Source organism: Natrialbaceae archaeon AArc-T1-2, from assembly GCF_030273315.1.
GTDB lineage: Archaea > Halobacteriota > Halobacteria > Halobacteriales > Natrialbaceae > Tc-Br11-E2g1.
On record NZ_CP127174.1, the window covers coordinates 2478031 to 2495330 of the forward strand.

General features: G+C 55.9%; 16 protein-coding genes. 15 read left to right on the top strand and 1 reads right to left on the bottom strand.

Annotated features, from left to right (window positions below; genetic code table 11):
- Positions 1-923: 923 nt before the first annotated feature.
- The 12 genes from QQ977_RS12765 (at position 924) to QQ977_RS12820 (ending at position 13693) form a co-directional block, all read left to right on the top strand.
- Positions 924-3755, top strand: a complete 2832-nt coding sequence (locus QQ977_RS12765; protein ID WP_285926157.1) for a DNA primase family protein — start codon at positions 924-926, stop codon at positions 3753-3755.
- Between the two features lie 116 nt (positions 3756-3871).
- A complete protein-coding gene (locus tag QQ977_RS12770) occupies positions 3872-4279 on the top strand; it encodes a hypothetical protein (protein WP_285926158.1) in 408 nt (135 codons plus the stop codon).
- Between the two features lie 198 nt (positions 4280-4477).
- Entirely contained in the window at positions 4478-4891 is a 414-nt protein-coding gene (locus QQ977_RS12775; protein ID WP_285926159.1) for a hypothetical protein, read from the top strand.
- 46 nt (positions 4892-4937) lie between these two features.
- Positions 4938-7007, top strand: coding sequence for a hypothetical protein (locus tag QQ977_RS12780; protein WP_285926160.1), 2070 nt, complete (start codon positions 4938-4940; stop codon positions 7005-7007).
- 2 nt (positions 7008-7009) lie between these two features.
- Entirely contained in the window at positions 7010-9187 is a 2178-nt protein-coding gene (locus QQ977_RS12785) for a hypothetical protein (RefSeq protein WP_285926161.1), read from the top strand.
- A gap of 181 nt (positions 9188-9368) precedes the next feature.
- A complete protein-coding gene (locus QQ977_RS12790) occupies positions 9369-9533 on the top strand; it encodes a hypothetical protein (protein ID WP_285926162.1) in 165 nt (54 codons plus the stop codon).
- A complete protein-coding gene (locus QQ977_RS12795; protein ID WP_285926163.1) occupies positions 9530-10138 on the top strand; it encodes a hypothetical protein in 609 nt (202 codons plus the stop codon). The genes QQ977_RS12790 and QQ977_RS12795 overlap by 4 nt, the downstream gene beginning before the upstream one ends.
- Positions 10135-10926 carry a hypothetical protein gene (locus tag QQ977_RS12800; protein WP_285926164.1) on the top strand — a complete coding sequence of 264 codons (792 nt, stop codon included), beginning with the start codon at positions 10135-10137 and terminating at the stop codon, positions 10924-10926. Before QQ977_RS12795 ends, QQ977_RS12800 begins: the two co-directional genes overlap by 4 nt.
- 45 nt (positions 10927-10971) lie before the next feature.
- Positions 10972-12111, top strand: coding sequence for a hypothetical protein (locus tag QQ977_RS12805; protein WP_285926165.1), 1140 nt, complete (start codon positions 10972-10974; stop codon positions 12109-12111).
- Positions 12112-12323: 212 nt separating this feature from the next.
- The gene (locus QQ977_RS12810) at positions 12324-12467 is read left to right on the top strand and encodes a hypothetical protein (RefSeq protein WP_285926166.1); all 144 of its coding nucleotides are present in this window, start codon (positions 12324-12326) and stop codon (positions 12465-12467) included.
- On the top strand, positions 12457-12903 hold the full coding sequence (locus QQ977_RS12815) for a hypothetical protein (protein WP_285926167.1): 447 nt from the start codon (positions 12457-12459) through the stop codon (positions 12901-12903). Before QQ977_RS12810 ends, QQ977_RS12815 begins: the two co-directional genes overlap by 11 nt.
- Before the next feature lie 229 nt (positions 12904-13132).
- Positions 13133-13693: a hypothetical protein gene (locus tag QQ977_RS12820; RefSeq protein WP_285926168.1), complete on the top strand. Its 561-nt coding sequence runs from the start codon at positions 13133-13135 to the stop codon at positions 13691-13693.
- 6 nt (positions 13694-13699) lie between these two features.
- Here the strand turns inward: QQ977_RS12820 and QQ977_RS12825 are convergent, their stop codons facing one another.
- Positions 13700-14329, bottom strand: coding sequence for a ribonuclease H-like domain-containing protein (locus QQ977_RS12825; RefSeq protein WP_285926169.1), 630 nt, complete (start codon positions 14327-14329; stop codon positions 13700-13702).
- 561 nt (positions 14330-14890) lie between these two features.
- Here QQ977_RS12825 and QQ977_RS12830 point away from each other — a divergent pair.
- The 3 genes from QQ977_RS12830 (at position 14891) to QQ977_RS12840 (ending at position 17143) form a co-directional block, all read left to right on the top strand.
- Positions 14891-15721 (top strand): hypothetical protein, encoded by an 831-nt coding sequence (locus QQ977_RS12830; protein WP_285926170.1) that lies wholly within the window; start codon positions 14891-14893, stop codon positions 15719-15721.
- A gap of 56 nt (positions 15722-15777) precedes the next feature.
- Positions 15778-16029: a hypothetical protein gene (locus QQ977_RS12835; protein ID WP_285926171.1), complete on the top strand. Its 252-nt coding sequence runs from the start codon at positions 15778-15780 to the stop codon at positions 16027-16029.
- Between the two features lie 739 nt (positions 16030-16768).
- Entirely contained in the window at positions 16769-17143 is a 375-nt protein-coding gene (locus QQ977_RS12840; RefSeq protein WP_285926172.1) for a hypothetical protein, read from the top strand.
- Positions 17144-17300: the final 157 nt, after the last annotated feature.

The window sequence follows — 17300 nt, forward strand, 5'->3', positions numbered from 1 at the left end:
TGGGTTGACTCATCGATTCTCAACTGGCGACGGCAACGGTTGTAATTTGGTCAGATTGTGAGTCTCTAACCCGGACTGTGAGTAGAGTAATAATCCTGATATTGATTTTGTAAATTGGTCAGAACGGCATTCTCTCGCACGTACTCGTAGTCTCGCCAGTGTCAGTTAGTGGGTGAGTCGCGCAAAGGTTTTATAAGGATACGAGACTTACATAGGATTAGACGGAAACCCAACCGGCACTGATCGATACTTCAAATCCACTTCCCACTTCGATTCATTCCCGCCGGTCAGAAAGCGACGACCCACGCACTCGACTCAATTCAATTCACTTCCGCGTGGTTCACTTCCGACTCACTTCCCGGGTCGTCGCCGGTTCCGTACACAAGCGAACATCGGTGAACCACGATGGAAAACCCAAACACAACAGACACGAACGGAGACAAGCCCGCCCGAATCACTTTCGATAACGGCGAGACGACAGAGACGATCGACGCAGCGCACCACTTTGTGAACAAGGATCGGTGCGTGTGCATCTACGAGTTCGCGCGCGAAACGGGGATCGATCTGCGAATCCCGCTCGAATCTGTGTACAGCATCGACACGCGCGGTAGTGTAGTCGAGAAAATTTGTAGTTCTGGTTGCAACGGGGGTGAGCGGTAATGGCGACGAACGACGAGACCCCACGCGAAATGCAGCAGGAAGACGTCTTCCGTGCGATTTGTCCAGTTTGCGAGTCGCACGACGTTTACACTCGACCCTTCGAGCACGTGTGTTGGTGTCGTGGATGCGGTGAGCAGGCGGATGAAGTGACGTGCGCGTTAGCGTGGGAATCCAAGTATCTGAGCGAAGAGGAGCAGGAACAGCGCGAGCAGGATCGATACCGCTACGACATGGTTTTCAGCGCACCGCGAGGTGAGCGATAGATGGCGAACGACGACGGTGACGAGTGGGCGGATGAGCGGTTCGGCGACGCGGGCGGTGCGAGCGGTGACGACGAGCGCATGGAGGGTCGACACGTCCCTGACGGGGACGACGAGTACGAACAATTCGATCTTGGACTCGGTGAGAGCGACGATGAAAGCGATGGGAGTGTCGAGTACGACGCCGATCAATTCTTCGCCGAGAGCGATGAGAGCGATGAGAGTGACGTTTTAGAGGCGGAGTACGGCGCGGAAGATCTCACTCTCGAAGAAGTGTTCGCCAAGATCGAGCGCGACGGTGTCGACGCGGTCTCGATCGAGACGCGCGAAGAGATCGTGCAGGCGCACGAGGAATCGACTCTCGACGTGTTAGGCGAGGTCGGTGCGGTGCACCCCTCGAATCTCGAAGTGTACAGGTGGTACGAGGTGCTTGAGCAGTACAAGGCGATCGAAGCCACTCCGGGCACCCCGAAGCGCCCAGCTAGAGAGTTGGCGGTGAAGACGCTTGAGTACGAGTACGAGTGGATGTGTATTAGCGACCGGTCGAAGCCCGGGAAGTACGACTTGTGGACGTACGACGCGGAAACCGGGTGGTCGAACGACGGGTCGAGCGTGATCCGTGAAGTGATGTCTGAGGAGTTGGACGGTCACGCGACTGAATCTGAGTGCAATCACGTTGAGCACTTAATCGCTAACAGGCACAAGGTGCACAGTGACGAGTTAGACGCTGGCAACATTGACGAGACGTTAATCCCGCTCGAAGACGGCGTTCTCGTGCTCGAATCCCTGGATTTAGACGATGACGGTCGGATTGATCCAGGGACCGCGGAAATCAAGCCTCACGACCCTGAGCACCGCTTCACGTACAGACTTAACGCCGCGTGGAATCCGGACTCTGCGAAACTCGAAAGAGTAGACGCATTCCTCGAAAATCTCACGTCGGACGCGACAGGCGAGCGAGACGAGGACTTGATTTGGGAATGGTTCGGTCACACCCTTACCCCAGAGTACGAACCGAAAGGATTCTTCATTCTGCACGGGAACGGGAATAACGGGAAAAGCCTGTTATTCGAACTGTTAATCCAGGTTCTCGGTGAGGAGAACACGTCAGGAACTCCGCTCTCGAAAATCGTTGATAACCGGTTCTCGTCGTCAAGAGTCGTTGATCGAATGGCGAATATCGCGCCGGACATCGCCGGAACGATCATTTCGGACATTAGCGATTTGAAAGCGCACACTGGTAACGACAAGGTCGAAGTTGAGCCGAAGGGGAAGCCCGCGTACGACGCGTACAACAGCGCTACGATGTTGTTCGGGGCGAATGAGCCGCCCGCGTTCGTTGAACAGTCGGACGCGGTGAAAGACAGGTTGTATCACGTTGAGTTACCGTACCGTTTCGTCTCGGATCCGGACCCGGATGATCCGGCGCAGAAACAGGCTAAGTCACGTTCAGAGTTACTCGATGAGCTCACGTCGGACGGTGCGCTCGCAGCAGTACTGTACCGAATGGTTGAGGGTGCACGGCGCATCCAAGTGCACGGGGATTTCAGCGACGATCGAACGCCGGACGAGCGGATGGAATCGTACGAGGAGGAAGCCGATCCGATCGCGTCGCTGGCGCGTTTCGCGTTCGAGAATGACCCGAGTGCCGCGGTTGCGCTCGACGACATCAAAACCTTGTACGATAAGCTGGCCCCGCAGCGTGGTTGGCCGCAGAAGGATAAGAAAACGATCGGTAAAGGACTCGGTCGGTTAACGAGCTTAACGTTCTCGACCGGTCACTACTTGCGTTCGTGGGGTTCTGAAGACGGTGACCGCCCGCACGTGTACAAAGGAATCAGATTCACCGGGGACGCTGTCGACACACTCGGTGAGGACACGACTCACGCGGACAGGTACCGTGAGCAGTTAGGACTCACTGACGAGTCGGGTGACGACGAGTCGAGTGACCCGGTGACGCCGCTCAACGAGTTAGAACCGGGACGGTTCGACCTTCGAGGAACGATCGATAACGTGCGTGACGAGCCGGTGCCGTGGTTGGACGATCAAGGAGTTGTGCGTGACGAGACTGACTCGTACAGGTACGAGATCGTTGAGAGTCGAGAGTTCGCGGACGCGGGCGAAGGAGCGGAAGTGCTTGTCAAGGACGCTATCGTCACGTCGGATGAAGCCGATCTTAAGATCCAAGTCGTTGCCGGGTTGACGGAAGTGCTCGTCATCGATACGGGTGACCGGGACGATGATCAGCGCCGAGTAGACGAAACCCCAGCCAATCCTGAAGAGCTTGAACCGGAATCGAGTGAAGGAGACGAAGCGGTACCAGTGCCGGAAGACGCCCTCGAAACCGTGACTGACGAGATCGAAGGTGTGAGTGACAAGACGGGTGACTGGGAAATAACGACTGTCGAAATCGAAGGCCCTGGGAAACTCGACATGTGGTACGTCGATCACCGTGACGTAGCGCACGATCGTGAGAGAGGACCGTACAAGGTTCACGCGCACGAGAACGGTTGGACTTGGATGTACGTCGGTGAGATGGAAATGTTCTCCCGTGCTGAGGATCGACTCGACGAATTAGTCCCTGTTGAAGAGCACATCGAACAGACAGAGACACCGGAAGCCCCGCCTCAAAGTCAGCGGAAAACAAGCATCTACCACCGGGTTAGAAAGGTAGATGAGTCGCAGGAAGATGAAGGCGCGGACGTGTCGACAGTCGTTGCTATTGAAGCCGGGAATCTCTGTTTACACCCTTCGACAGTACAGCGAGATATTGAGTCGATGATTGAATCCGGTCGTCTCACCGAAGTCGCCGAAGGGCGGGTGATGCAATCTTGAGCCGAGCGCAACGGGTCAAGTCGCGCTCAAAGTCGGCGAAGCTACGCCCGTACAAAGCTGATTTACTCGCAAATCTCCCGCGCCCTGAGTACCGGTGGCGGTGGTCTGAGTGCGATTTGTCGCCTCGAATCCTTAATTGGCTTCGAGACCGCGGGCACGTCGAGCAGGTTCGGCGAGGTTGGTGGCGGACAACCGGAGAGATAGCCGAGTACGTCGAGAATCTGTTCGACGAGGAACTCACGTGCGAGACTGGCGTACGCGCGATCGGTGGTGAACCAGGCCGGTACGACCCCGAGCGTGATTACGAGGACCCGGCGGAATCGATCGATCCAGGAACCGCGCAGCGTACGATCGACGGTGGCGAGTACCTGCTTCCAGAGGAGTTCTGGAGTCCGTATGCGAACGCGGAAGTTGAGCAGGCGCGCGAGTCCGGGCGGGAAGGCGGGTTGAAAGCTCATCAAGATCCAGAGGATATCCCGCCCGGTCAACTCACGATCGACGATCTCACTGACGACGAGGAGTAACCCTTCTAAAATTTCTGGTTGCGTGTAGTTGAAACCCGTTCTCAGGCCTTCTAACCATTGTTCTCGAAGGGTGCGTGACTGTGAGTCTCGGAAGAGCGACTGTGAGTCTCGCCCTACCCCGTGAGTCGCTTAGGGTTCTCGACCCTAACCCCCCTTTAGAGCTACCAGCGCGCACTCTCGGTTGAGGTTCGACAAAACATGAGTGTGATTAACCTGTCCTCGAACGGGGCAGGGTACGGACGAATCGACACGGAAGACGCAATCCTCGCGCCAGCATTCTTGATCGGTTCACTAGTGATGAGCGGTATCGCTACGATCGAAGTGTTCGGGTTCAATCTCGCGGATACGGCGTATTCCGCGGCGGGTCTTGACCCTAGCTGGGCGTTCATCATTTCAGTACTCGCTTTAGCGGGTGCATGGGTGACGAACGAACCTGACCTCTCGAAGATGGACGACGAGTACACGTACATCGTTGCGGGTATGAGCGGTATACTCGTTGCTAACGAGTTCTGGGCCTACGCGCACGACTTGATCACGACGAGCGACGCAATCGGTCTCGTCGTAGTCGTGATCATGGCAGCCGGGTTCTACGTCGTCAGCTACCTCGGGTAATCGGGAGGTACGGACGTGAACACAATTATTTCGAGGTGACAAAACCATGAGCAACGCACACATCGACGGACGGCAGTTGCACAGTACGGTCGGTCCCCCAGCGCGGTTCGGCGGGGTGAGTCGACGCGGGTTCTTGCGCCGGAGCGCGGCGGTGACCGCGGCAGCGGCAGCGCTCACTACAGGGACGGTCGCGGCAGACGAGGACGGTGACGGTGAGAGCGACGACGAGGATGAGCTCGAAACCGATGAGTACCGAGTTGAGGATTACGACGATTACGTCTCTCAAGACCGGGACGTGGAGCGCTACGGGAGAGTCCCTTCCGCGCGCGAAGCTGCGCGAATGGCGCTCTTAGGAGGGACGTCGATCGGTCAAATGTCGCTAACCGCGGCGGGAGTCACTGACGCGGAAGCGAGTACGCGGGATTACGTTCACGAGTACTTTTTCGGGCCTTTCCAAATCCCAGATAGCTACACTGACGACGAGGCTTTGATCGACGCGTGGTACGACATTTTGAGTTCGCAGCAGCAACTCGACAGAGACCTCGATTCTTGGCTCAATTCGTTCGAACCTTTAGAATCCCAAGCGCACGGTCTCATTCAAATCGAGACGATGCAAGGGATCAACGCTGGTGAGACAGCGAGTGAGATCGAAGCCAGGTGCCGGAACGCGGTCCGCAGGTTGTACTCGACGGTTGAGAACAATCTGTTCGTGTACGTTGAAGAAGCCTTACTCCGGGTTGTAGGGGATTACTTCTTGACAGCATCGAAAACGTCGTTCGGTGCTGCTCCGGATTTCTACATCCCATCAGTTTACGGGTTCGAGGATTTGCATCAGCCAGGGATGCACGTCGCGCATTGGAGGTTAATGGATGGAAGAGTCCTTGAGACCGGCGTTTCGCAGTGGCTCACTGAGGGTGGCGAGGATGATGGGGAGACGCTCTACATTCACCCTTTCATTGATTCTCATCAACTTGATTACGCCGAGGACCGGTGGGAGTTCGTTCCTGAGGGCGACGATGAGCGTGACCGGTTTATCGTTAGCTACGAACCCCCGTCGACGATCTCAGACGAAAGTTATCGATTGTTCGAGTACGGTGACGACGATGGTGAAATGGACATACGGTCTCGCGCGCGAGACATGCTTGACCTGTTGTACGAGCAAATCCAGGTGCTTGACGACGAGATCGAGACGTTCGTCGCGGACGCGCTCGCAGAGTACGACGCGGGTGACTTCCCAATCGAAGATGTGGACGCGACGGCGCTCGCAGAGCAAATGGGGATCGACTGGCAGGACACTGGATTCAGCGGTTTCGCCGCTATGTCCGCGGCGGTACGCGGGTACTCGACGAACACGGATTACGGGATGGACATACATCACGTCGAGGAGGATCGAACGTACGAGGACTCGATGCTCCTACTGTTCGGCCCGTGGTCGCCTGATTCGAGCACGGTCGAGTACGACGACAGGTACGTCAGTCTCGACGCTACGGACGCCGGTGAGCATGTAGTTGTAGTCGAGGGGCCGCCGTACGACGGTGAGCATGTAGTTGTAGTCGAGGGTGAGGAACCGGTCGTAGTTCCGCGCGCGGAAATCTCGCTCGCAGGTGAGTGGGACGGTGACCCGCACAGTCTCGCGTTCGAAATCGATCTTAGCGGTGAGATCGACGCGGATGAACTCACCGAAGAAGACATCGAGTACGTGGAAGCGACTGTCGATGAAGCTGTAGTCGCTGGAGAAACGTACACGATCCCCGGTGAGGACGACGAGGAGTACGGTGACGAGTACATCCAGGCGTTCGTGTCCACGTCGGACGGTCTCACTGAGATTCCGCGGAGTGACGAAATCGAGATTGAAGCGATTCGGAACGTTGACGGTGAGCCCGTGGATTCGATGGCGTTCAGGCAGGGCGGTCAAATCGAGTTAGACACGAACGCGACTGAAGAGATTCTCACGCGGCACTTGTGGACGCAAAGCCGTCACCAAGAGGCAGGCGGTACAGCGCCCGGGTCGAGCCCGAGCGGTGACGGTGGTCCGAGTACGGGCGTTCTCGCGCTCGCGGCGGGCGGGGTGCTCGCGGCGTACGCGTACGCCAGAGGCAAAGAGGGAGGTGAGTGATCATGGCACGAAACACAGAGATTCACGACACGGTGGGGATCGATCGACGAACGTTCATGAAGGCTTCAGCGGCGAGCGCACTTGCGGCGGGAGCGCTCGCTAGCGGAGCGAGCGGTAGTGTAGCCGCTCAGGAGGATGGAAGCTCGGTCTACGACCGTGATCCGTGGGGGTTCGACGGTGAAGAGCAGTCCACGGCGAGTACGTACGTTATGTCGCTCATGGACGCGTTCGACGCTTCGAGCGAGTTCACCGGCGGTGAACCCGGGTTCTCGACGCTTTGCGACTGGTTGTACGGGGAGTTCGACCCGGACGATCCGGACGATCCATCGAGTGTCGAAGCGGCAGCGTACCATCACGGTCGCGGTGTGCGCGATGTCGCGGACGAGGTTTGGCTTACGCTGCACGAAATCGTCGAGGACGTCGAGAATCACGCGATCACCGCCGCAGTGCGCGAAACCGCGCGTGCATTAGAGGAGAATCGGTCAGAGTCCGAAGCTCGCGGGTTAGCGCGAGGCGCGGCGATCGAAGCAATGATCCCGTGGTGGACCGCGGGCGTGATGCAAATTAGTTCGTGGTTCCAGCGCGCTCACGATCTGGCCGAGGCTCAACGCGCCGCGGGTGCGAGCGAGAACGAAGTAACGATCCGGAACGCGGAATTGTCCGGTCTCGGTGACGCGCGAGCGTACGATCTTATCGAGTTCTCCGTCTCCCCGCTCGACACGGATTTCGACCCGTTCACCGCACTCGCGTTAGTGTTCCGTACCCCTGAAGACGAAGACGAGGATCAGGGTGTCGAGTACGAAGTGTTCTCCCCGTTCTTCCACGACAATTGGACTGACGATGAGTCGAACAATCTCATCGATTACACGTCCGATCTCGAAAGCAAGGTTGACGCGTACGAGCAGTCGATCGACGAGGATTACGACAACTTCCGAACGAACGATCGGCAGGCGGACGGTACCAGCTCAGGAACGATTGAGGATCCTGTACGAGTAGAGCAACTCGACGCGGATAACGGCGAGTTCGGTCTCGCGCCGCGAGATGCTTTCGCCGAGTTGTTCGATTCTGGCGAGTTCAGCAACCGTTACATTCTGCCGAAATCGTTTGTTACAGAGTTCAACGACCGCGTTTTCGAGACTCGTAGCGCGGTTGAGGATCTTGTGAGTGACGCGTACGCGGTTCACGAGCGCGGTTTGTCGCTCCCGTTCGAGGACATGATCGAGCCTTCGAGTTGGGTCGAGTCAGTCAGTAAGGACTGGATGGACACGAGTCACGACGGGTTCGCCGCGAGTCTCGCCGCGTGGATCGGTTACGCGACGAATCTTGAACTCGACATGACCGTGAACGTCGGCGGTGAGACGGTCGAAGGGGTGCTCGCAGCGGGGCGAGACGTCGAAGTCGCCGAGCACTTCGACGAGCACGAGTTGAACACTGGCACGTTCACCTACGACGATGAGGAACTCGACGTTGAATGGTCGACGCACACGAGCAGCGACGACGCCGAGCAAGACCCAGTCGCAGTCCCCAGAGGGTCGATCATTAGTGTCCGCGTGGATCCAGGTGAGACTGACGCCGAGATCACCGAGTACACGTTCGAAATCGAGGGTGTAGACGGTTCGTTCTCGGGCGAACCTGTCGATCTCGACGGTGTGTATGAGGGAGCGATTGTCCCGGGTCAACTCATCGACGCGATGGGTGCGGAAGGCGACGAACACACTATCTCTGGCGAGGTAGTGATTGAAGAAGAGGAGGGTACAACGACTCGAAGCATCGACGAAGTTACGATCGAGCTCATCGACGATCCTGAAGAGGACTGGCGGATCGGTCGAGAGTACGAGCAAATGACCGGGTTCGTAGCTACTGGCAACGGTCTGTACGAGTTCGACGACGAGGACGTGACGGTCGAGTCCGTGATCAACGCGGACGGAAACACGGTGATCGACGGGTGGATCGAACTCCCCCACGCGAACACGCAGTCGTTCGAAACGGACGACCTCGAAGCGGACATTGAGCGCGCTGTGAAAGCTCAGGAAGGCACGATTGAGCATCACGCGTCGAGCGGCGGTGGCGCGGTCGTTGACGCGGGCGACGGTGGCAGTGGCGGTGTGAGTCTCGCGGCGGTCGGCGCGGGCGGACTCGGTATCGGCGCTGTTTGGGCGTTTCTTCGATCCAGACAGTGACTCTCAATCCCTGTCTCTAAAATTTCTGGTTGCGTGTGGTTGAACGGACGTTACAGGCCTTCTAACCCTTGTTTGTGGAGGGGGCGCGACTGTGAGTCTCGCGGAAGCGACTGACAGTCCGCGCCGGTACTGGCAGACCCTAACCCGTCTCTTGGGGGACTGTAGTCTATGTTATCTTGTAATGATACCAGTAGCAGCATTGAAACTGGTTCCTTTCGAGGAACTCGTCGTAGTCGCGGCGGCAGTCGTTATCCTCGAATTCGCTGGGGTGCCAGTCATCAGCACCGCGTGGAACCTGTTGATCGAGTTCGTGCAAGCGATCGTTGACGAGGTGAGCTTCACGTGAGTACTGTGAGGCGCGCGCAAATCCTCGCAGGCGCGGTTCTACTCATCATAGGAGTGTTGGCGCTCACGGTCATTCTCGGCGCTCCAGTAGCCGCGCAAGAAGGCGAGGACGTGACCGAGAACGCGACTGACGAGATCGAAGGCGCGCTTGAGTACGAAGAGAGGATCGACGCGACAACAGTGGTGAAGGATTGGCATTACGACTCGAATTCGGAAGAGTTCGTGATCACGTTTCACAGCGACCGGTCATCGCTCGTAACGATTTCTGAAGTCATTATCCCCGAAGACAGCGACGGGGAAGAATCCGGGCGTTTCTCTGTTGAACGCGTCTCTGTCGATCGAGGAGAAACGACTGTACACTTCGACTCAACCGATCGAGGAGACGGGACTTTCCTATCATTCACAACCAGCGACTCTATCAGACAGGGAACTGGCGCGTGGATAAGCACGTACGAATCAGACAGTGACCTCGAAGTACTGACGTACGTGAGCGAACCGTTCGCTTGGGCGGGCGGGACACTCATCGGTGTTAGCGCGTTCCTATTCGGGTTCTGGCGGAAAATCCGGAAGCGGAAGAGCAAGAAAGTGGTGAAAGCACAACCATGACAGGCACTCAACCAACGTTCGAATCGAAGCGAGATTACGCCGTGTACCTGCTCGGTGAACACAAGTTAATCGTAGCAGGCGCGCTCATCGCAGCAGCGATACTAATCGCTTACAGAGGCATCGACGTTTCAATCCCACCGTGGGCGGCAGCGTTCAGTGTAGCGTACATCCTGTTCGGTATCCCCGCGTACCTCGCAGGATCGAACACGGGACGCCGGTTTGATGTGCAGGAATGGGAGCGCGTATTCCACATTAACGGCGCGACTGACGAACGTGAGCTGTATTTCGTCGAGAAAGAGTACTGGCAAGAGAACAAGGAAGTAACCGGCCCACCGCCACGTCGAGTGAACGACGAGCAGGACTTCGAAGCCAGGAAAGTCGAGTACATGGACGACGTCGACAAGATCCGAGTGCAAGGTTCCCGGTTCGATGAGACGAAAGACGGTGACATGGTTTCGTCACGAACCCTGGTTAAAGAGATTCACGAGACGCTCGAAGACTCTCACGCGAAGCTCAAGGATATCAGGGACAAGTGGTCTCGAATGTCGATCGATATGAAGGAAGCGACGATCAACCAAATCGCGGAAGGCTTCGAGCGAGGTGTGAACCCGGGGAGTGGGAAGGTTCAAGCGATTTGGAAGGAAGCTGAGCAGGATTTAGACGAGCAAATCGATGAGGAAATCCCGGGAATCACGCACGATCACGTAGCTGAGGACGACGAGGTTTGGGACGCGTACGTCGAGAACCCTGAGTCTCCCGAGTCGAACCCGGGCGAAGAACGCCCCTAACCCGTCTTAACCGGGTTCGAGTGCTTGTTTTACGTAGGTGATTCGATGAGTAACAGTAGCGGTAACGATAACGAAGTGTACGTCCCGTCTCAGGCGCGAGAATGGCAGGAAGGGAACGGTCACAGGCCGAATCAAGAGGTTCTCCCGCACGCGGGAGTGATTAAGGATCCGAAGGTTCGTCGAGCGCTCACGCTCATTTTCAACTTCTACGACCCGTACGAATGCAAGCGACCGGATTTAATGCCGGAGCACGCTCGGGACTTGGATATTGTTCGGAAGATCCTTGCAGCGCACGGTACCGAGACGCTCACGGAAGCGATCGGTACGGGCGACATCCCGCAAATGCGGCACATGATGGGTGACACGACGCAGAGAGCCGACATTTCGGGTGTCCGCGCAATCGACGACATTGACGATCTCATCGACGTGAGCGTTCTCCTTTGGTACATTTACGGGTTCATGGGGAAGGGGAAATCCAGCTTTGCTATGTTCACTGGGGAACGGTGGAAGCGGTACAACCCGACCGGTGAAATCGGGTCGAACATTCGGGATTTCGACGCGAAAGACGAGTGGATCGACAGTTACGGGACTCTCGACCAGTGGCTCAAAGAGAAACCGGACACGCCTAAACTGTTCATTTTCGACGAGGCGAACAGTCACGCGGGCGGTCACGGTCGAGACGGTCATGAGGCGAAGACGAAGCTCGGTCCGATGATCTACAAGATCCGGAAGTGGTCGGGGAACATGATCATTATCGGGCACGACGGGAAAGACATCACTCCGCTCGTGCGAGAGTTAGCGACGATCGTTCACAAGGAGGGAACCAAGGATGCTTCTTTCTACCAGTCGATTCGGAACCGGAATCCGGAGGGTATCATTCAGGAAGTCACTGGTATTCCGGACACTCGATGGGATTTCAACGACGAGGAGGCGACGGATTGGAGTTGGGAAGATTACCGTGAGATCGATAACGACGAGCACACACCGGATCACTCGACCGGCGAGTTAGCGCGTGAAACGGCGATTTACACAGTGATTCGAGGGAAGCAACAAGGCATGACAAACGAAGCATTGGCGGAATTCGTGCCTTTCAGCGATGAATGGGTGCGTCTACGCTGGAAGGATTACGACGAGCACGGAAAGTACCAAGATATCGTTGGGAAGGTAGAGGACACAATCAAGTGACAGCGGCGAGTTCTAACAACCCAAGCAACAACCCCTCCCCTACGTAGTAATAGGAACACTGACCGCAGGGAAGTGTGAAAATGTAGTTTTGTGGTTTCAGCCATATATTAGTGAAATTAAAGAGGAGTAGATATATATCACGCGCGAAGCGCACGCGATGCGCGAGAGAGAGCCTACCCCGTCTCTTGAGCGATCGATCCGTACAGTCGAGTATGAGCGAGAACGACGAAACGCGCGAATCGGCAGACTCGACCGACGAGGAACCCGATTCTCCCGGGTCGAACCCCGGGGGAAGCACCGGGAAGATAAGGTTGCAAGTTCGCGGAATCGAGGGAGGGGACGATCATGCCGAGTAATCAGACAGTCGGTCGATCGTCGAAGCGAGCGCGAGTCGGCGCGGCGATCGAAGCGTGGGTGTGCAAGACCTACGGGTTAATCCCGGATCATAGCAAGAAAGCCGACGCCAGGTACAAGAACGGAACCCCAGTCGAAATTAAAGGGTGCATTCACAGGAAGAGCAACGGTCGAGGGGGAACGAAAGAAGGCGAGTTCTTCATTTACGAACACGCTCACAAGTGGCTCAGACGGAGCGACGGGTACTACGTGTTTGTTGTGTACGAGATCGGATCAAACGGGAGTACGGTGTTAGACGTCGATGGGATGAAAATCTCGATCGTTGCGAAACAACGCCGTCACGCGAGCAAGCTCCCGTACTTCCGGTTTCACGAGTCCGGTCATCCAGGACGGAATAATGAGCGTGAGAAGCGGTTCAAAGTCAGTGATATCTTCTAACCCCTCAAAATTTTGTAGTTGTAGTTGAAGCGCGACGCGGGACGGGGAACCACTCCCGCCCGCGGTCAGGTGAGTTAGTCAGTGTCGAATGGGTCGAACAGGCTCCAGTACCACTTGACGCGCCGAAGCGCGCCGAGAAAGTGTTGTCCGTCGTCGAGTATGAACGGTTGGATTTTGACTCAGAAATGAGCCTACCCCGTCTCTTGTGCTAGCGAATCGAATATCCATTATGGAGGCAGTGTACGTCGACACAGACGGTCGAACACCCCTCGAAAAACCTGTGGAGGAACGACTCAGATTCGAAAACCGGTTCATCGAAAAAGTCGATATCCCTACTGGCGAGGACGGCGAACCGGATCGAGAAGCGTGTTGGGAATGGACAGCCGGAACCGACCGTTACGGGTACGGTCAGTTTTTCGTCGGATCGTTAACGCCGCCAAATGGCGATACTGACATTGCTCACCGAGTGGCGTATCGACTCTGGCACAACGTCGTTCACATCGAGGGGGAGTGCTTAATGCACGAGTGCGACAATCGTCGATGCTGTAATCCGCACCACCTACAAGCAGGATCCCAGCAGGAAAACATCGATCAGGCGAGCGAGCAAGGGCACATGTCCGTGAAAGGGGTCGATCGTAAGGACGGGTTCAGCGAGGACGAGATACGGGAAATTCGCCGGTTGAACGACGACCCGGACTGGGTTCAAGCCGAAATCGCTGAAGAGTTCGATGTGAGTACGACCGCGATTAGTAAGATCGTGCGCCGGGAATCGTACGCGTACGTCGAGTAGCCCGGTTCACGCAGTGGTTTTCTGTTCAATTTTGTCGTGAAGTTCGAACAGCGGTTCAACATCGCTGGCGGCGTATCGTCTCACGGCTTCGATGAGCTCATCTGGCGCGCTACCGTTCATGATTTTCTCACCCATGTCGAGCATGTGTTTCCCCGTCACTTTCTCCCCGTTCCACGTCGGCGCGTCAGCTTCGATATTGTGCATCGCCAGCGCGTCATCGAGCGAGCAGTAGTACCCGAGATCGGCTTTGAGATCCAGGATCAAATCGACATGGTCACACGCCTGTAAGAGCAGATATAGACGATCGATAGTGTCCGAGTCAAGTTCACCCGTAACCTTGTACGCCCGGTCTTTGAGGATGGGAATATCGTACGAGTCACCGTTGTAAGTGACGAGTTCGACTCTTTCGCTGGTGTCGTGACGAGCGGTCACCCAGTCGAAAAAGTCGTCGAACATTAGTTGCTCGTACCGGAACGTCGCCCCTTGACGGAACAGCACTTCCGTTTCGACCGTTTCCCCGCGAGCAGGCTGGTACCCTACGGTGATGCAGAACGGTTTCCAGTCACTCGGGTCGTCGAACGCAGGATCGGAGACGAGCGGAACGGTCTCAATGTCGAGAGCAAGGCGTGGAGCCATGAGAGGAGTGCTCTCTCATCTACGAGTATAACTGGTTGGAATGTTACTCAGTCCGTTCGGTTGATCGAATCCACCTGTCGATGAGTGTGTTCACGTCGGTGACACCGGCGACTCGCCCGCGTTCGTACGGGTCGAGATCGGAAGGGCGGCGGTGAGTCGAGTCGATGAGCGAGCGCTGGATAGTGGATTGAAGCTCAATGAGTGTGTTCACGTCGAGATCGTTCGGGTCGGTCGGTTCCAAGTCGGTCATACCCCGGGACTCACGCGTTCGAAACCTTGTTTCCTCGTAATCTCGGTCACGTACTGATAGACACCGCTGTACGAACGAGATCGACGACGATGAGCACAGCAGCGACGACGATGGACGCTGCGAGTACATTGTCCCCAGCAACACCAGCGAGCACCAAGACCGCGCCAGTGAGACCGATAACAGCCCCAACGAGACCAATCGCACCCATGCGCACAAATACCGCGTGAAACAACTTGTAGACTCGTAAATTATAGTTGTAGTTGGGTTCTTTACCGGAGTTTTATTACGACTTGTTGAGGTTATTGACGTGAATGAACTTTCCTGAAACCGAGATGCCCGATATTACGAGCCAAACGGTTGTGATCGGTGCATTCGCGCTTGTTTGCGGAACTGTAGTTGTAGTTTTACTCGGAGTTTTCGCTGAGGTGATAACAATAGACACGGCTGCGTTCACTGTTTCATCATTACTTGCAATCGCTACGTTCGGATACGTTGTTTTGACATACAGCATGGCGAAATCGATGGAAGATGAAATGGAGCATTCTAAAGAAGTATTCAAACTCCGCAGGAAAGATGATATTATTTCGGTAATCGAGAACGAGGTTCGCCCGGTATTGATCGATGTCCGACGGAACCGATCGACGTTCAACGCGAACGATATCGGACAGTACGATAGTACAATGATTGACGGAGCGATGTATCACCGTCTCCCCCGGTTAGACATGAGTTTCGACGATCCAGGTGAACCTGCGACATTATCTAAGGAAGTCGATGTGAATGCAGGTGATGTGTACCATTATTTTCACACAGTGAAGAAATACCGAGATACGTACGATAAAGCGGTTCACGAGTTGTCGATGTGTATACTGGAGAACCACGATGACTTGCCGATAGACACAGATAAGACGCAAGAATACGCTGAATCCGCTCTTTCACTTGAGGCTATTGGGGTTTCGAGATCAGCTTGGAAAGTAGCGAAGGAAGATGTTACACCGTTACGAGCGGAGATCACTGACCTGACCCGTGACCTCTCCGAATTGAAACGTGAAATAAAAGAGTCCGGTCACACACTCGCGCAGGATCTAGGTAGTGCCGAAGCTAATCTCAAACAAGAGTATTACATCACAAACTCCGATCTATAGAACCCTTGGAACCTGTACGATTATAGCCTCATATAAGAAATAGTGACAGCACGATCATGGGGAACGACATCATGGATTCCGTTGAGGGGCCTCGCACGATCCGGATTTTCCGCGATTTACTAATGATTGCAGTTTTATTGTTCGTTCTCGGGGTGGTTTTAGCTGAACTGTACGGGTTCCCGTGGTTGGAGCGCTTCATGCAGGGTTTCGTCGATAATCCGGGAATCTTGCTTGATATAGCGGGCATCATATCGTTCTTTATCCTGCTGTTCATCGGTGCTCGATTTGTTTTGAAGCACGTCGAGTAGTGCGTTCCCCCGATATCTTTTCAACTGACGAGTGAGTTAGCTGAGTCATCATGAGCGATAATGGCGGGGTGGCGGGGCTCATCGTTCTACTAGTGACGACCGGTTTGTACGTCGCAATCACGGGTGTTGTTGTGGGTACGATCTACGTGAGCGGCATGAGTCTCGTATCCTTGTTAACCGGGGATTCGAGTACCGTGACGGTTCCTGTTGCCACGGTCTGGGTGGCAGGCGGAGTGGCGATCGCAGTCGGTTGGTTCCTTGCTGTTTACCAGGGGTACTTGTCGATCACTAGTGGTTCTGCGACCGGTAGTGGTAGCGGTCGTCGGCGGTAGGTGAGCACCCTAACCCGTCTCAAGGGGTAGTAGATCCAAGTATCGAGTATGAGTGAAACAACCCTCAAACCCGAAACGAACCACTTCCTACTCGGTGCGTGCGGAACCGCTTTCGTCGGAGGACTCGGTTTCGCGTACTTCGAGTTCCTCTCGACCGGTCTATTGTTCATGGCGATAGCGATAGCGTGCGCGGTTGCTGCCGACAGTCGATTCGGAGGACGGTGAGGACCGATGAACCAGGTGACTCTCACGGAGTGCGGTTGTTCACCGGAACGCCGACTCATCGGTAATTCGGCGTGTGACGCGGTGCACCCGGACGGACGGTTGATTTGCACGAAACCCCCGGGTCACGACGGCCCGCACTCGGCGTGCACACCGAGCGAACACCCGTTGGAGGTATGGGATCGATGATATCGATCGGCGCGGTCCTGAGTGCAGCGGCGAGTGGGATCGTTCTGTTAATCGTGTTTGGTACGGGGTACGCGATCGGTGGAGCGACCCCACGCCACGAGGGGAACAATCGTGAGACGGACGATGGGACGGTTGAAATCGTTGAATCGTCTCCCGGTTACGTCACGTTACGAATTAGAGGCGAGCACGTGCTATCAGACGCTAAAAGCAAGATCAACATCCACCCCTATGCGGAACGGTTTAAGGATGGGTGGATGACAGTTAATTTGACGTACCGATCAGCCCCCGAGGAGTATGATGAGTTGCGACGTGAGCAAGCGGAGTCGCTTAAAAATCTCGTCGACGATGACGAAAACGGTGAGGATCGATGAACGTTTCTGAAAACGCCGCGCGTATCGTGACGGATGAGCAGGGTGGTGTGACGGTCGAAGATCAAGGTGACGCGTTTGGAACGTTCGGTGTCGGATTACTCGCTGTGATCGTTGAGTGCGTCCCGTGCCAGTCGCTCCCCGCGGGGGTGACGGTCGC

What these genes read in the sequence shown, in the direction of transcription:
- QQ977_RS12765 (WP_285926157.1), top strand. Translation starts at nt 924, where the DNA reads ATGGCGAACGACGACGGTGACGAGTGGGCGGATGAGCGGTTCGGCGAC.
- QQ977_RS12775 (WP_285926159.1), top strand. Translation starts at nt 4,478, where the DNA reads ATGAGTGTGATTAACCTGTCCTCGAACGGGGCAGGGTACGGACGAATC.
- QQ977_RS12780 (WP_285926160.1), top strand. Translation starts at nt 4,938, where the DNA reads ATGAGCAACGCACACATCGACGGACGGCAGTTGCACAGTACGGTCGGT.
- QQ977_RS12785 (WP_285926161.1), top strand. Translation starts at nt 7,010, where the DNA reads ATGGCACGAAACACAGAGATTCACGACACGGTGGGGATCGATCGACGA.
- QQ977_RS12790 (WP_285926162.1), top strand. Translation starts at nt 9,369, where the DNA reads ATGATACCAGTAGCAGCATTGAAACTGGTTCCTTTCGAGGAACTCGTC.
- QQ977_RS12800 (WP_285926164.1), top strand. Translation starts at nt 10,135, where the DNA reads ATGACAGGCACTCAACCAACGTTCGAATCGAAGCGAGATTACGCCGTG.
- QQ977_RS12805 (WP_285926165.1), top strand. Translation starts at nt 10,972, where the DNA reads ATGAGTAACAGTAGCGGTAACGATAACGAAGTGTACGTCCCGTCTCAG.
- QQ977_RS12810 (WP_285926166.1), top strand. Translation starts at nt 12,324, where the DNA reads ATGAGCGAGAACGACGAAACGCGCGAATCGGCAGACTCGACCGACGAG.
- QQ977_RS12815 (WP_285926167.1), top strand. Translation starts at nt 12,457, where the DNA reads ATGCCGAGTAATCAGACAGTCGGTCGATCGTCGAAGCGAGCGCGAGTC.
- QQ977_RS12820 (WP_285926168.1), top strand. Translation starts at nt 13,133, where the DNA reads ATGGAGGCAGTGTACGTCGACACAGACGGTCGAACACCCCTCGAAAAA.
- QQ977_RS12825 (WP_285926169.1), bottom strand. Translation starts at nt 14,329, where the DNA reads ATGGCTCCACGCCTTGCTCTCGACATTGAGACCGTTCCGCTCGTCTCC.
- QQ977_RS12830 (WP_285926170.1), top strand. Translation starts at nt 14,891, where the DNA reads ATGAACTTTCCTGAAACCGAGATGCCCGATATTACGAGCCAAACGGTT.
- QQ977_RS12835 (WP_285926171.1), top strand. Translation starts at nt 15,778, where the DNA reads ATGGGGAACGACATCATGGATTCCGTTGAGGGGCCTCGCACGATCCGG.
- QQ977_RS12840 (WP_285926172.1), top strand. Translation starts at nt 16,769, where the DNA reads ATGATATCGATCGGCGCGGTCCTGAGTGCAGCGGCGAGTGGGATCGTT.